The sequence below is a fragment of the Vibrio sp. SS-MA-C1-2 genome (genome assembly GCF_021513135.1).
Classification (GTDB): domain Bacteria; phylum Pseudomonadota; class Gammaproteobacteria; order Enterobacterales; family Vibrionaceae.
In genome coordinates this window covers 805,130-820,871 of record NZ_CP090980.1, presented here as the reverse complement: position 1 = coordinate 820,871, position 15,742 = coordinate 805,130, and the positions used below count along the sequence as shown (strand labels likewise).

15 protein-coding genes are annotated in these 15,742 nt (G+C 38.4%); 4 read left to right on the top strand and 11 right to left on the bottom strand.

The genetic code is table 11. The features are described from left to right. Window positions 1-6 precede the first annotated feature (6 nt). Both L0B53_RS03615 and L0B53_RS03610 read right to left on the bottom strand, forming a co-directional pair. Window positions 7-2,550 carry a molybdopterin-dependent oxidoreductase gene (locus L0B53_RS03615; RefSeq protein WP_235059112.1) on the bottom strand — a complete coding sequence of 848 codons (2,544 nt, stop codon included), beginning with the start codon at window positions 2,548-2,550 and terminating at the stop codon, window positions 7-9. 483 nt (window positions 2,551-3,033) lie between these two features. Beyond that, window positions 3,034-3,228, bottom strand: coding sequence for a hypothetical protein (locus tag L0B53_RS03610; protein ID WP_235059111.1), 195 nt, complete (start codon window positions 3,226-3,228; stop codon window positions 3,034-3,036). A gap of 267 nt (window positions 3,229-3,495) precedes the next feature. Between L0B53_RS03610 and L0B53_RS03605 the strand changes: the two genes are divergently transcribed. Continuing rightward, entirely contained in the window at window positions 3,496-4,383 is an 888-nt protein-coding gene (locus tag L0B53_RS03605; RefSeq protein WP_311197276.1) for a PA4780 family RIO1-like protein kinase, read from the top strand. Window positions 4,384-4,597: 214 nt separating this feature from the next. Here L0B53_RS03605 and L0B53_RS03600 read toward each other — a convergent pair whose 3' ends face one another. The 8 genes from L0B53_RS03600 to yhfZ form a co-directional block, all read right to left on the bottom strand. Next, the gene (locus L0B53_RS03600) at window positions 4,598-5,173 is read right to left on the bottom strand and encodes a hypothetical protein (protein ID WP_235059109.1); all 576 of its coding nucleotides are present in this window, start codon (window positions 5,171-5,173) and stop codon (window positions 4,598-4,600) included. Window positions 5,174-5,519: 346 nt separating this feature from the next. After that, window positions 5,520-6,731, bottom strand: a complete 1,212-nt coding sequence (locus L0B53_RS03595) for a phosphopentomutase (RefSeq protein WP_235059108.1) — start codon at window positions 6,729-6,731, stop codon at window positions 5,520-5,522. Window position 6,732: 1 nt separating this feature from the next. After that, a complete protein-coding gene (locus L0B53_RS03590) occupies window positions 6,733-7,875 on the bottom strand; it encodes a YhfX family PLP-dependent enzyme (protein ID WP_235059107.1) in 1,143 nt (380 codons plus the stop codon). Window positions 7,876-8,127: 252 nt separating this feature from the next. Beyond that, complete coding sequence (locus L0B53_RS03585; RefSeq protein ID WP_235059106.1) at window positions 8,128-9,432, bottom strand: YhfT family protein; 1,305 nt, start codon at window positions 9,430-9,432, stop codon at window positions 8,128-8,130. 5 nt (window positions 9,433-9,437) lie between these two features. Further along, on the bottom strand, window positions 9,438-9,800 hold the full coding sequence (locus L0B53_RS03580) for a DUF2620 domain-containing protein (protein WP_235059716.1): 363 nt from the start codon (window positions 9,798-9,800) through the stop codon (window positions 9,438-9,440). Between the two features lie 26 nt (window positions 9,801-9,826). Then, the gene (locus L0B53_RS03575) at window positions 9,827-10,708 is read right to left on the bottom strand and encodes a phosphotriesterase-related protein (RefSeq protein ID WP_235059105.1); all 882 of its coding nucleotides are present in this window, start codon (window positions 10,706-10,708) and stop codon (window positions 9,827-9,829) included. Further along, window positions 10,698-11,090 carry a hypothetical protein gene (locus L0B53_RS03570; protein ID WP_235059104.1) on the bottom strand — a complete coding sequence of 131 codons (393 nt, stop codon included), beginning with the start codon at window positions 11,088-11,090 and terminating at the stop codon, window positions 10,698-10,700. Before L0B53_RS03570 ends, L0B53_RS03575 begins: the two co-directional genes overlap by 11 nt. A gap of 21 nt (window positions 11,091-11,111) precedes the next feature. Beyond that, entirely contained in the window at window positions 11,112-12,011 is a 900-nt protein-coding gene (gene yhfZ / locus L0B53_RS03565; RefSeq protein WP_235059103.1) for a GntR family transcriptional regulator YhfZ, read from the bottom strand. A 147-nt stretch (window positions 12,012-12,158) separates the two neighbouring features. Between yhfZ and L0B53_RS03560 the strand changes: the two genes are divergently transcribed. Continuing rightward, the gene (locus tag L0B53_RS03560) at window positions 12,159-12,350 is read left to right on the top strand and encodes a DUF4250 domain-containing protein (RefSeq protein WP_235059102.1); all 192 of its coding nucleotides are present in this window, start codon (window positions 12,159-12,161) and stop codon (window positions 12,348-12,350) included. A 126-nt stretch (window positions 12,351-12,476) separates the two neighbouring features. Here L0B53_RS03560 and trxC read toward each other — a convergent pair whose 3' ends face one another. Continuing rightward, a complete protein-coding gene (gene trxC / locus L0B53_RS03555; RefSeq protein WP_235059101.1) occupies window positions 12,477-12,911 on the bottom strand; it encodes a thioredoxin TrxC in 435 nt (144 codons plus the stop codon). Window positions 12,912-13,180: 269 nt separating this feature from the next. Here trxC and L0B53_RS03550 point away from each other — a divergent pair, with 269 nt between their 5' ends. Next, window positions 13,181-13,735 (top strand): NAD(P)H-dependent oxidoreductase, encoded by a 555-nt coding sequence (locus tag L0B53_RS03550; RefSeq protein WP_235059100.1) that lies wholly within the window; start codon window positions 13,181-13,183, stop codon window positions 13,733-13,735. Then, a complete protein-coding gene (locus tag L0B53_RS03545) occupies window positions 13,732-15,633 on the top strand; it encodes a monovalent cation:proton antiporter-2 (CPA2) family protein (RefSeq protein WP_235059099.1) in 1,902 nt (633 codons plus the stop codon). The genes L0B53_RS03550 and L0B53_RS03545 overlap by 4 nt, the downstream gene beginning before the upstream one ends. The last annotated feature ends 109 nt before the right edge of the window (window positions 15,634-15,742 follow it).

Here is a 15,742-nt window from a genome sequence, read left to right as displayed (position 1 = left end):
ATCTTTTTAGATCTTTTCAACTTTAACGCCAATCTGTCCATAGAAGGCAGATGAACCGGATAAACGCTCAAACGCTTGGGGCATAATTTCGTTATTTGAGCCACCCTTAGGGATCAAACCAAACTTCTTCGAGGCATGCTTACCATATGCCCAATGACCGCGACCAAAGGCTTTTGAAACTGTATTTGGACGAATGCCTTCAAATAAGCTAACTCGACATGTAATTGCTCCTTGAATAGTTGTTAGCCTTACCTCATCGTTATTTTTAAGACCGAGGCGCTTACCATCAATAGGGTTAATTTTTACTGTATCGTAGTCTGGGATTTCTCCCGGGTCGATATCGAAATTAGCGGAATACCAACTACAGTTAGCTGAGCGACCTTCTCGACTAAGACGTAATTTATGATCTACAAATAAGAAAGGAAAGTTAGCTTCTTCTCCATAACGGATTGGCTCCTCATAATGTGGAATCCAAGCATGTTCTCCACGAGCCTGATAATCACAAGCAGACATTACCTCATCAATACTGGCATTATGTTTATCACCATGCTTTTTCAATGCGTAATGAAGTGTCTCGCTGTAAAATTCAAACTTTTTAGTTTTAGTCTTCATTTTACTCCAACGCTTGTAATAAGGCATTTCGTCTGAATTCCAAACGCCAACTTTGATAAATTCTTCCCAGCCTGAGAATTTAGTACCTGATTGATATTTAGTTGGATCCCAAATATTTTGCGTCATGGTTTTAGCCATGTATAAACCAAACTCTTTGTGTGTTGTTGGTGTTTTACCACTTTCTGGATCTTTAAAGCTATCTAATAGATATTTCATCGGCTCATGAAAGCCCTTACGAGATAGTGCTTTTGCAATTAACCAAGGAAGGCCAGCTTCATCTTCGACTTCCGTAATATTCTGAATGATCGGTTTACTTAAGGCTAATGATGCGTAACGATTAGAAGACGATTTCTGCAGTCCCCATCGTTCAAACATAAAATGAGGGGCTGGTAGAACCAAATCAGAGAACCATGTTAATTCACTGATATTGGTGGTTACATGGACCATAAATGGTATTTTCTTTAACGCATCATCCCACATTTCATTACCTGGAGCTGAGAAGTTAAAGTTGTTGAAGTAACTTAATACCACTTCTGGTAAGTAAGGGTCAGCTTCTAAAATGCTGGTTGCAACAGCACCGGTTGATACACCACCACCACTTTTTCCTTTCTTAAGATTAGGGAACTCTAGTCGACCACGACGATCAATTTTCTCTTGTTTTAAACCTTGGTTTGCAATGTCATCTTGATAAGCAGCTGGCGATGGGTTAACTATCGATAGTGTTGACCCCCAATCCATCGTACCGCCGACGTTATCGACTGCACCTAATAACCCATTAAGTGCATTCATTGCCATGGCGGTATAGGCACCTCGCGCTTGCATTTGTGAACCACGAGAACGCCAAATTTGAATATTTGGTGCTTTATCACCAAGATCATTTGCGATCTGACGGATCTGTTTTGCTGAGATACCACATACCGTTTCTGCCCATTCTGGAGAACGATCTTTAAGTTCTAGGTTCCACCATTTAACAAGACCATAGGCATGATTATCGGTAAATTGACTCTCATCAACGATTTCACCAGGTTTAAAACGATTTTGGTGATCATTAAAGTCACCAACAAACTCTTTATACCAAGTACCTTTCACCAAAATCTCATGAGCAAGAGCAAGTGCAAGAGCACCATCTTGACCTGGTATTATCGGTAACCAATGATGTGCCTTTGCCGCTGATGCAGAAAAACGAGGATCAACAATTGTCACTTTAGCATTATCGAGCATATTGCCCCAATGCTGATTATGGTATGAGACTTGACGATTTGCAGATAGAGGGTCGACACCAAAAGAGAGAATATACTTGGTATTTTTAATATCCCATTGACGATAACCCCAGTTACCTTCAGTGAAATAACTACCAAACTTATCAGCCTCAGCACATAATGCACTATGGCTAATAGCATTTGCTGAACCAATGATTTTAGTCATGTTTTTCATTAATACATCACTAAACATTGAGTAACGACCGCGCAGCGTTACATATTTATGAGTTTCATTCTTCTCTCGTAGCGCCATGAGCTTTTCAGCAAACAGATCCATGGCTTCATCCCAGCTCACTTCTTTGAACATAGGATCAATACCACGACCTTTCATTGGATTGGTTCGGATCATCGGTTTTTTAATTCGATCAGGATCATAAAGCTCTTGTAGTGCTAGATATTGACGAGAGCATCCTGCTTTTCCATGAATCTTTGAGTGTTCATTCCCTCTAACGTGTATCGCTCTACCATTTTGTACATAAACTTGCTTGGCACAAAATGAGGTACAGCCGTTACATACTGTTGACTCCCAAGTTCCTGAGTTTACTTCAACACTCACAGAGTAACCAGCTCGTTCCATAGCATGAACAATTGGATTCACTGAGAATAAACTTAAGGTTGCAACAGCTGAAGAACGCCGTAAAAACTGACGTCTTGATAGATTGATATCACCATTACTCATATTTTTTATTCCATTACAATAATATTCACATAAGCATATATACATATAACAATAAGTTGAATTGATTTAATCATTAGTGCGTAAAACTGCAAGAGACATCAAATTATGAATATATAGGATAGGTTACAATAATTTTTCTTGATAAAGATCAAAGAATTATTCAAACACTCATGGGTAACCCCAAAGTAGTACATTGAGCAGTCGAACAGTTTTATCATTATTGGAAATAGAACTTGTGAATAGTATAAGGCGAGATTGGATTTTATCTTTAGTGTCGAATTCTAGTTTGTTTAATATCGACTTATATACCTAAAATATGTGGAATTGCTAGTAGGCAACAAACAAGTGAATGAGGCTCCATGAGTATAGGTGTACTCTATGATTTGGATGAACGAATACAGCCAACAACCTAGCGACTTCAAGTATGAAGGGTATAGAATAAATGATAACTTTCAAGTGTTCAGTGAAGCGCCTTCAAGTTAATTAGGTATATGAATAGCCTTTTAGCTCTCTATCATATGATATTGATGTGTCAAATGTGTCATTCACTTTCCGAAGCAGGCGTTTAAATATAGATTCTGAACACCCTAAAGCATCTAATAACATCTGTTTAGGTACCGGGGATTTTGAGTGGCTAAGTAATCGATGGATGATTGATAAACGAGAAAGTTGCTCCATTATTAATTCCCTTATCGAGGACATATATACTCAAAATAATTGGCGTAGTTAAAACACACCTTGTTTCCTGTCTATTTTTTAACCAGACAATAACAATAACACATCAAGATATTGAGTTTGTCACTGAGTCTACAGAGGAAAAATTTTAAGAATAAATAATAGATTAAACATAAAGTATACTTAAGACCGAAAAAAGGTAATGACAACGATGAAGTTAGTCAGAAAATATCCTTTACATATTAATGTTAATTAATGTATAAGCACTCTATGAAAATTCCAAAAAGAATCCAACCACTCGTTGACGACGGGTTAGTTGATGAAGTCATTAGTCAGCTAATGAGTGGCAAAGAAGCCTCTGTATATATCGTGCGCTGTGGCGAAACAATTCGATGCGCCAAAGTATACAAAGAAGCAACACAACGTAGCTTCAAAAAAGCCGTTGCCTATCGAGAAGGTCGAAAAGTCCGAAATAGTCGCCGTTCACGCGCGATGGAAAAAGGATCAAAGTTCGGCCGTGAGCAACAAGAAAAAGTCTGGCAAAGCGCAGAAGTTGACGCGCTATATAAACTAGCCGAAGCCGGGGTTCGTGTTCCACAACCTTTTGGCTGCTTTGATGGCGTTCTATTGATGGAGCTTGTCACTGATGAAGAAGGCTATGTTGCACCACGATTGAACGATGTTATTCCCACCTTAGAGCAAGCATTAAAAGACCACAAAGTCATGATGAACTACGCTGTTAGGATGTTGTGCGCTGGGCTTATTCATGGGGATTTGTCAGAATTTAATGTCCTTGTCGATAATAAGGGCCCTGTCATTATTGATTTGCCACAAGCCGTTGATGCATCTGCAAATAATAATGCTGAGTGGATGTTTACACGTGATATTAATAATATTCGTGATTATTACGCCCAATTTGCACCAGAGCTATTGAAAACAGAGTATGCGAAAGAAATTTGGTCGATATATGAAAAAGGCGACTTAACCCCAGAAACCGAATTGACCGGTACGTATACTCAATCAAATATTGATGCTGACGTTGATACTATTATGCAAGAAATTGATGCCGCTCGTGATGCAGAACGTTTTAAAAGAGAACGATTGCAAGAAGCAAAAAATGGTATTGATGAGAGTAAATTCAACTGGTCAGAATCTTAATAGACCGAGACCCAAAGCAATTGGAGTTGGCGTTGCTAACAGGCGGCAAGCGAGCGAAGTCTCATGAGTATATGTGTACGATATGATTGGGGCGAAACAGCGACGCCAACAACCTCGCAACGCAAAATATAAAAGGCGCTATATATACTTTTCACTAATAAGAGAACAATTTAACAGCGCCTTTTATCTAAAACTTTGATCGTTAAAATACCATTTAAAACATATGAGTAAAAACAAAAAAACAGAAGATAGCGGTGGGGGTTATCGGATGGGTAATCACGACGTTAAATAGTAACTCTTGATAATTACCCGTCGTTCGAGCCTGATAATAATCATCAATATCATTAAACTCACCTTTGATAATAATACCAAGGCTACAAACGGCAATAAGCTGAAGCAGGCCATAGCTAATAATACTTAATATTGAGAGATTAAAGATAGAATTGTCGTTAATAAAAACTTTCTGTTTAATACTATTTTTATGAATATCTAGATTCAAATTTTGTAATGCCTTTTTCGACAATTCAATATTTTCATTCTGTAACTTATGATTTAATAAGTTGCCTTTTGACTCAAAAAGCTGATTGATCTCATTAATCGAATAAAGGTGTTGATGGACAGGAGGTAAGACTTGCCCTTCGGCAAATGAAAGCGAAATAACGTCTTGATTTAATCCCTTCGCTAATTCTTGATTTTGACTAAGTTGTAGCCCGTAAAACATCGCGACAACCAAAATGAAACATAAACCATGTAATCGGCGAAACTTTTTCAAATAATATAGATAAATCATGATCACTTTCCTTGTGCTGTCTGTTTTTTAATTCAATATTCTTTTATTGAACCCAATAGAAAATCCTTTTCTATCTTTAACTATAGTTAAGAATTAAATATATTTTTTAAAAAACATATTTAACTCATTATTATTAATGCCATATGAAATCATTGACTTAATGACAACTTTCTCTCGATTGAATAAAAAACAGCCCTATATACTCAAGATAATTAAAATTGCTAGTAGGCGACAAGTGAGTGAGGCCCCTGAGTATAAGTGTACTCTATGATTGGGGCGAACGAGTGTAACTAACCATCGAGCGACTTCAAGTATGAAGGGTATATACCTAAAGTCATTAGAATGACTATTTCTTCAGTAGGGTTAAAAAAGATTCACCATATTCCGGAGATGGAGCGTTAAAAAATTCGCATACTGTCGCGCCAATATCGGCTAAAGTCTCTCTTTCTCCTAACTCAATCCCTCCTAATCCTGATTGATAGACCATTAAAGGGGCCATTTCTCTGGTATGTTGGCCATGTCCAATATAGGGGTCATTACCATGATCAGCGGTCACAAGTAAAAAATCGTCGTCACTTAATTGTTCAATCATTTTGCCCAAATACAAATCAGATTGAGTTAATATATTCCAATATTGTTGTGGATCTTGTTGATGGCCAGATAGATCCGTTTCTTGAATATTGATACAAATAAAGGCATCCGGATTTTTATCTATTTCAACTAAGCTGGTCTCAAATATTGATTTTGTATCAACCATTTTAGTATAACTTTTCCCTAATGGATTATGGACAATATCAGCCACTTTACCAATTAACACGGTTAGGATATTCTTCTGATTCAGTTTCGCGGGAACTTGACTCTCTTTATCTACACCATAACCTAGGTGTATCACTTCAAAACCATTCGCATAAATACCTGATTTAGGCGCATTAACACCAATACAATCACCATGTACTTCGATTGCATCATATAGCTGTTGAGTACTATCAAGTAACCCTCCAAAGGCAATATTCCTAGCAACTTGATTATTTTTTCGAACAATTTGTCCCACTTTTTCGACTTCTGAAAATCTCATTTTATTTAAATCTGCCGCAATATTATAAACCAACCCTAATTCAGCCTCTAGATTATCTCCAATCGCTATACAATGATTAACAAAAAGCAGTGATAACCCCTCTTTTTCCACTCTTTCAACATGATATCCGCCCTCAATTAATCCAGCTTCTATTTTATCGATGCTTTTATAAAAAGGTCTAATTAACGGAGCCTTAGGACGAGTTCCCATCATCTCTTGATGGCCAGCAAAAGTATCACACCCTTGATGTTTGAGTTTTAATTGACCAAAATTAGCAGAAGAAGATTGTTGATAATTGGAATTTTTGGTCATCACAATATTGTTTAACCCTAAACGAGTTAATATTGGTAATGGTTGGTCATTAAAGTCCTGCAACAACTTGCCCGCAGTATGTGCCCCAAGATCACAAGGTCGATCAACCTTAACATCGGGCATCTCTCCCACTCCAAAACCATCAAGCACAACAACAATAAATCGAGACATTTTAAACCTCCTGACCGATTGAGTTATAGGTGCCGGTAATTCGAGGTTGGTGATTAGATAGACCCTTAATTAATACCACATGGCTACGAGTGACAAAAATTTGAGTTCTAAATGACATCACAACAGGAGTACCAATTTTATGTTTTCCTTCTAATTGAAGGTGATAATCGATGGCTAAAGGATCGGAATCTTTTACTTTTACCTCTTGGGTACCGACAAGCGCATTTTCTAAATGACCTCGAGGATAAAAGCCACCAGCAAAACAGAATGAGTTACCTTGATAGTGATGAGAAACTTCTGATAGGTAAAGCATTGCTACTTTCTCTTTCTCCGTTCCTTCCGTATTAAAAGGCATCGTCCCCGTCAATGCATGTCCGGGTTCGCCATGAGTTCCTCCGCTCTGGGCAATAGATGGAATCGTTTTTATTGATGTTGCGGAAGGACAATTTACCTGATTAACTTTCACACCTAATAATTGTAAATGATTAACCGCTTTGATTAATGTTTTATAATTTTCAGTTTTTTCAATTGTGTTTGTGTTTTTATTGAATAAAAAGCAGGGAAAATGCGTAATACCTTCAATTTTAATATTCGGTAGTGATTGAATTTGATGGGTCACATTTTCAATATCACTTAATAAAAAGCCAGACTCTTGATTTGGATAGAGATAGTCATCATCATCGATAAACTTCAGTAATATCTTTTGTACACAATAATATTGTTGAGCAATTAACGAAATTTCTTTTGCCTTCTCAATAGAATAAACGGTGATCACTTCAGGTTGTATTTCGGTAACCAACTTAGTTAATACCGAATTAGGGGGTTGTACCAAATGCCCAACATGTGACACGTTTACACCTGCATCGTGTAACACCGAGGCCTCTTTATAATCAACGGCCACAATACCTTCATAACCTAAATCGATTAAAATTTTAGCTAAATAAGGATTCCTGCCAATTTGCTTGGTCATGCCATAAAGTTTTATTCCATGCTTTTTCGCACATTCTAAAATATGAGTCGCATTTTCTGTGTAAGTATCAACATCAATCACATAACTATCAGGGAGGATATCCCCTTTTTGATGTAACTTTTTTGCGATTTCTATTAATGATTGATTTTGTTTTTTTAGTGCCTTTAAAAACATAAGATCTCCCTCAATAATCACCTAGTGTTCATAAAAAGTTATATCCCCAAAGTAAGTAGCGTTGCTAGTAGGCGGCAAATGAATGAGGCCCCATGAGTATCGATAGACTATATGATTGGGGTGAACGAACGCAGCCAACAACCTAGCAACTTCAAGTAAGAAGGGGATATCCCTCTCTTAATTAAAACCGCTAGGGCATAAATCACGGCCACTAACCGCTCCAAGTATGAAAGGGATATATTGATAAAAATATTAAGCAGGGGTAAATAGCCCAAGGAAATACAGTATGTTCAGAATCACGCCGGTAAAAATGGCCGCTACCGCTGGTGACGCTATTTTCAGAACCGGCCTACCCATCACTTCATTAAGATAATAAAGAAGCGTGAAAATGGTAAAGCCCGTTGTTGCGCCCATCTTCATGACTGCAAGCACACCACCAATTAACAGTGCAAACTCCATCAAGGTATTCATACTATTACGGATGTTATCAGACGCATTTCTAATCGATGGGAATTGCTCCAGAAAACGACCAATACCACGGAGTAAGAAAATTTCTAAACAGATGGTAATCCCACCGAGTACTGCAGCGACAGGAATATTAGGAGATAGATACCCCACAACAAACACAAATGTAAAACCGACAACCCCATACACACCCGTCGCCAATGCAGTTGTTGCAATCAATGGAATAAAACCTAAACCACGCATAAATTCTGATAAGGCAACTTGATTCATCGCTTCTTGCTGAGCCGCAGGATCGGTCATTTTATAAACATCAGCTAAGGCATAGATAGACACCTCAGAGCCAGCAAAGATACCTGAAGCCGCAGCCGCTGAAATTAATGCGCCTGTTACTGCTAAAAAAGGCATATTCTTAAAGATTCGTTTAGTCCGCTCTTCAAAAAGACTCCTCATTCCACTCATATCTGGAGGGTTAATACCATTGGCTTTATCTTGCATATCTTTACGAATCGCAATTCCGACAAGCATCATCATACCGACAAAAATTTGAATAGATTCAGGGTAAATCGAGGTATACTTTATAATCAACAGACGAGAAATTAAAATAACAATCGCCGCAATAGCACCAGACTTCCAGCCAAACTGATAATAGATAGCCAGTAAAGGAAAGAGGGCGAAAGCCGACATCACAGGCGTACCCAATTCACCTAACGCGCCCAATGCATCAATCGGTAATCCGGTTAAAACGGCATTAACCGCCGCCAAACTGGTCACCACAAGTACACCCCAAATCCCGCCGCCAATAACAGCAATAATTCGGCTCCCCGCCATCACACCAATAATATCGGTTGGAAGAAACAGTAACCACGGATTTAACAACCCTGTTGAGAGGGTAAAAGAGATACCAACAGAGGCAACAAAACCAATCGATAGACCAAATGCAACCGAGCCAGCATCACGGCGAGTCATATTCCCTTCAATCAGTTGAGGTAGGATCGGGCGAATTCCGTCATGGAAAACCGCCGCTGACATATTCGCAATCAGCGCCGTCATTGCACACAAACAAGCAATAAGCGCAATATTCATCATATCCATAGTGACTACTCCACTTTAATCAATGATTGAATTAAAAGCGGAATAGCATGCTCGACATGTTCAATCGATAAGCCAAATGCCACTTTTCCTTCACTGATAAATTGCTCAATTTCCTCTTCTTTAGCTCTGAATGAAGGTTTTGCAATGGTACATGACTTGTTATAACCAATAATCGCTATTGCCATACTTAAGGCCGCTCCAGCCCCGGTATTACATGCGCCAATGTAATAATCAAGTTGCCCACTTTGTACCTTCATCGCCGCATCCATATCATTTAAAATGTGACACTCAAATTGTCCTGGGGCGATTTTTTCAATTTCGGCTTGAATCTGTTCTCGCTGTAGACCAGCAATGGCAATCTTTTTCATCATTAAATCCTTTTATTTGAAATTTATTATTTAATAAAAAATTGATTTGGATTTTCTTGCATTATTATTTCTATCTGCTTTTGGTTTAAACCTGCTTGACGTAGTTTGGGGATAAAGTCGGTCATTAAATAACTAAATCCTTTTCCCCCATTAGCCAGTAAATGAGACCTTCTGGTAATATCCATCGACAACATAATTTGATTGATATATCCACGTTCAACCAACTTAATGATTGATTGAATTCGCTTCTCATCAGGGTAATAACTATTTTTTCCAATCGTATCAAATTGAATTTTGCATCCTTGATCGAGTAGCCATAACAGCTGGTCAAAATCATCCTTTAGATCACAATGCCCAATGCTCACTCGGGTTAAATCGACACGATTTTTGGCTAGCAATTCAACTTGTTGCCGTCCCATCGTACTCAGGGATGTGTGGGTAGAAATAGGACAGCCTGTTTCACGTTGTGCGATTGCAGCCCCTTCAAACACCTTTTTCTCAAGATCAGAAAAATGATTTAAACTACTCCCTATCTCACCAATCACTTCTGCTTTTAATGAAGAGCCCCCAATCCCCACATTAATCTCCTCCATCATCACGTTAGCGATATCAACACTCGACATCGCGTCAAGACTCTGAGGAAAAAAGCCCTCAATATAGAAGCCAGTTGAAGAGATAATATTTATATTTGTTTCCTTTATTAAATCCTCAATAAAATGAGGATTTCGTCCCATAAAGTGATTTGTTACTTCAATAATATTTCTCACACCTAACGAGTGTAAAAAATCTAACTCATTTCTTATGTTTTCAAATTGATCTAATTTACAATCTTCATCTTGTTTTTGAGACGACAGATCAATATATAAGTGTTCATGGCAATAAGTATAACCAGCCTGATCAAGTGGCATAATTAACCTCAGTTTTATTTTGGTGAGATGTTTGATTTAGAGAGGCCTGATACAAGGACGTTAGATTACATAACAAAAAACTGTTTTCTGCATCGGGGAACTCATCAAACATAAAATAGACAGATAACTTTTTATTCATTTCTGCGATCAAAGGATAATAGTCAGCCGTTAGGATCTCATCCATCGTCTCTACATCAAGTCCCTCTAAAATGGCGTCATCCGCTCTTATCCTATCGACAGCTCGAGCTAAATGGGTCATCGCCATATTAAACTGTTCATCTGTTTGATCTAACCCCCACTCTTTGCACAAAGTATCGACGGCTTGCATAACGCCTTGGTATGAAAATTCCGTAATCACTCCAGCATTTAATAATATTGTCATCCTTTCCTTCATACTTGACCTCTAGTAAGTTGGCATAATTAATCGTTTAATCACTCTCTCTTGATGGCTCAATAATTGGTCACTATCAATACAACTTTGTATCATGGTTTTTAAATGGGTCGCTTGTTTAGGTGCGACAACCACAGCAATAGACGCATCAATAAAACGCTCAGAGTACTCAACTGATCTCTCTTCTAGTCCCATTGCTTCTAACGAACTTTGTCTTGATGCGTACCAAATAGCCGCATCGATATTGCCATTCGCGATCCGCTCAAGACATTCATTATAAGACGTCTCTTTTACGGTGACTTTTTTATCTTTTTTATAGATTTCGGTTAATAAAAATTGGTCTGGTGACTCACTATCCACCCCCATTACTTTGATATTATCGTGTTCACCCTTTCGATAAATAATACGATGCTCAGGTACATAACTATGTGGCCCCAATTCAAGAATAATTTCAAGCTCTCCTGCTTTAACGTATTGTTCACTGGCCATTTTTGACATGATCGCCATATCGTGAACGCCATTGATTAAACACTCGGCTCTAATATTGGCTCCCCTCATATGGGCAAAATAGAGAGGGATTGAGTTGATCTGCGCTTTTAAGCCTGAAGCCAGACCTTCATAATGTTTAGTATAAGGAAGCGGCATTGCACAGACTATATTGCCAATATCACACAATTCGATCAGTTTTGTCATATCAATAGCAGAAATAACCGTTCCATTCCTCCCTTGTCTCTTTAATGAGACAGCACCATCTTTTTCAATATATTTCAAAGACTCCGCCACATACCCAACAGAGCATTCTAATTGATTTGAGAGTTCATCAATGGTCTTTAACCTTTCTCCGACCTTCATTGCCATCAGATAACGAGCAAGATTTATAATGGTTGAACGATATTTCTTTAAATACTTCATATTAACCCTCAAAAATTTGAGGATATAGTAACGCATTTATTATTAGGATCATATGAAGCTGGTCACATTCTCTGGTTATAAACTATACTGGTTAGGGCAATCCATTGTTGTTTTTTAATGACCAAGTTTTATAACAGGAGCCAAGAGATGAATTTAGATAACTTTCAAAATATGGATCCAGCTACCTTACTAGGGATCGTTAATGGAGAGCTGCGGAATGACTTTCAGGGTGATCTTGATGACTTAGTCAGTTTTTATGGTATTAATAAATCGGAACTAAAAGATAAGCTTAAGAATGGCGGTTTTGATTATCTAGACGACGTTAAGCAATTTAGATAATGCTAATGAATTTAAATACAATTAAGTCCTTTAAAAAGAGTAAAGTCATTCAAGATCAGTAAGAATGAAAAAGGGTCAGTATGAAAATACATTCTGACCCTTTCTCTATAATATCAACAAGTAAAATTATTTAGTTAACGCATTATTCAACCATTGGTCAAATTGCGATTTCGGTAACGCACCATTAATCATATCGACGCGTTTTCCATTCTTAAAAACCATGATGGTCGGAATACTTCTGATCTGATATTGTGCAGCTATCGCTTGTTCTTCCTCGGTGTTGACCTTAACACAACGAACTTGATTCTCTCGATCTTTAGCGACATCTTCAAAAACTGGGGAGAAGCCCACACAAGGGTTACACCACGGCGCCCAGAAGTCGATAACAACAGGTTGTTCGCTGTTTAAAAGTACCGATAAATTACTTACCGTGCCTTCTATCGGTTTACCATCCAATAGCGGCTGCTGACATTTACCACACGTCGGTGACTCGGAAACGCGTTCGATAGGTAAACGGTTGATGGCTTTACAACTGGGACAACGAGAGTTAAAAGTGGTCATTATACTTCCTTAAAAACCAAATAAAAAAGGTAATAAAAGTAAGTCCATTGATATTATGAACTTATTCCTATGACTAATTATACATCTTAAATTAATGACCATACCAGATCAGTAATGATAATGAACAGAGAAGATAAAATAACTCAATTTCACGTTTAATAAGAAGTCTTATCTTAAGGTTTACCTTGTTATTTTCTTCATCCATCAAGTAAAAAAATTATCGATTATTGGCTATATTATGGAGAGTCTTATATTAAAAGGTTCTTTTTATGTCCAACAACCGTGTGTTAGTTCTTTACGCGCACCCTTCTCCAACACTCTCTGAAATTAATTACCCACTATTTAAGGTGGCGCAAGAGGTTGAGGGTGTCACTGCCGTTGATCTCTATTATGAATACCCAACTTATAATATTAATATCGAACGAGAACAGAAACGTCTGCTCGATCACGATATTATTATTTTTCAATTCCCATTTTATTGGTATTCGACGCCTTCCATTTTAAAAGAGTGGCAAGATTTAGTCCTTGAGTATGGCTTTGCCTATGGTTCAGAGGGTAATGCATTAAAAGGTAAACATTTCCTTTGCGCAATATCCACCGGCGGTAAAAAAGAAGATTACCAAACAGGTGGCAGTAATAATTATCCACTTGAAGAGTTGTTACGACCTTTAGAACAGATGGCGAATATGACCAAGATGACCTACTGTAACCCTATCGTTTTATACAGCGCTCGGGCACATAATCGTGATGAAAAGTTAGATCGTCATCAAGATAAGTGGCAAGCACTATTAGAAATCATGGTTAAAGAAGGAGTTCAGCGATGACCGGCTATTTTTTATATGCCTTTATTTACCTTGCCGCAGCCATCATTGCTGTACCTATCGCGAAAAGACTAGGGTTAGGCTCCGTCTTAGGTTATTTGATTGCAGGGGTCGTGATTGGCCCGATTATCGGCATCGTTGGTAATGAAGCCACCAGCATCCAGCACTTTGCAGAATTTGGTGTTGTAATGATGCTTTTCTTGGTTGGTTTAGAGTTAGATCCTAAAATGCTCTGGGCAATGAAAAGTCGATTAATTGGCCTTGGTGGATTGCAAGTAGGTTTGACGATTGCTGCTGTCATGGGCATTGCACTCTTTTTTGATCAGCCTTGGACGATTGCTTTAACCATTGGTTTAATTTTCTCTCTTTCTTCAACCGCGATTGTTTTACAAACCTTTAATGAAAAGAGACTAGGAAAAACAGAAGGCGGAAAAAATGCATTCTCGATCCTTCTTTTTCAAGATATTGCCGTCATCCCGATGTTGGCATTTATTCCGTTACTTGCATTACCCGAATTAATCGAGAAAGCAGCTAAAGTCGTCGAAGATAACCACGCACAACTCAGTTTAGTGGCAGGTTTGCCAGGTTGGGCTTATGGGCTCGCCATTATGGGTGCAATTGCGGTTGTCGTTGTGGGTGGGCATTATCTTAGTCGTCCCCTGTTTCGCTTTGTTGCAAGCTCAGGGCTGCGTGAGATTTTCACCTTAACCGCGCTAATGTTGGTGATTGGTATTGCAGCCTTAATGAGTCTCGTTGGATTGTCTCCTGCTTTGGGAACTTTTTTAGCGGGTGTTGTACTCGCCAACTCAGAGTTTCGCCATGAATTAGAGTCAAATATCGAGCCATTTAAAGGCTTATTATTAGGGCTTTTCTTTATGACCGTTGGCGCCAGCATCAACTTTACCCTATTGTTTGATCAAGCGGCGACGATTGTAAGCTTAACCATCACAGTGATGGTCGTGAAAGCAATGGTTCTGTTTCTACTTAGCCTTATCTTTAGAGTGAAGAAAAGTGATGGCTGGTTATTAACATTAAGCCTTGCTCAGGCAGGTGAATTTGGTTTTGTATTGTTAAATTTCTCATTACAAAGCAATGTATTACCGAGTGACCTCGCACAGATGCTCTCTTTAGTTGTTGCCCTCTCAATGTTTGCGACACCGGGACTGTTTATTCTGTTTGATAAAGTGATTTTACCTCGCTATCAAGTTCAATCAAATAACCGCGAAGCTGACAGCATTGAAGAGCAAGGGAGCGTCATCATTGCTGGTATTGGGCGATTCGGTCAGATCACTAACCGTTTATTAAAAAGTAATGGCGTGAAAACTGTCGTACTCGATTTTCAGGCAAATCAGGTCGATAATATGCGAAAAGTGGGGACTGAAGCCTATTTTGGCGATGCATCAAAACCGGATTTACTCCATACCGCAGGGATTGAAGAAGCCGAGCTATTTATTATTGCCATCGATAATCCTGAAACCAGTGTTGAGTTGGCTCACTATGTCAAACATACTTACCCTAAAGTCAAAGTATTGGCACGCGCTTTTGATAGAGGACATGGTTACCTACTTCGTCAAGCGGGCGCAGATGTGATCGAATCTGAAACCTATCACTCGGCATTAGAGCTGGGATCGAGTGCCATGCAAAAACTGGGTAATCATCCTTTTGATGTTGAGAAGAAAAAATCAATATTTAAAGAGATAGAAGCCAAGCAATCTGAAATATTGTATCAAGCATGGAGTAGCAGTTCAGAAGAAGATAGATTTGATAATAACTATATTGAGCTATTTTCCCAACTAGAGCAACAGATGTTAGTCGGTATGAAGAAAAACCGATTTGATATTGATGCGATTAATGAACGAGGCTGGTATCCACCTCCCGTCGATTACACTGAAAAAAGCTAATTTACCCCCTTCATATACCCAAAGTAATTGGCGTTGCTAGTAGGCGGCAAGTGAATGAGGCCCCATGAGTCTAGGTTTTCTATATGATTGGGGCGAATGAATATCACCA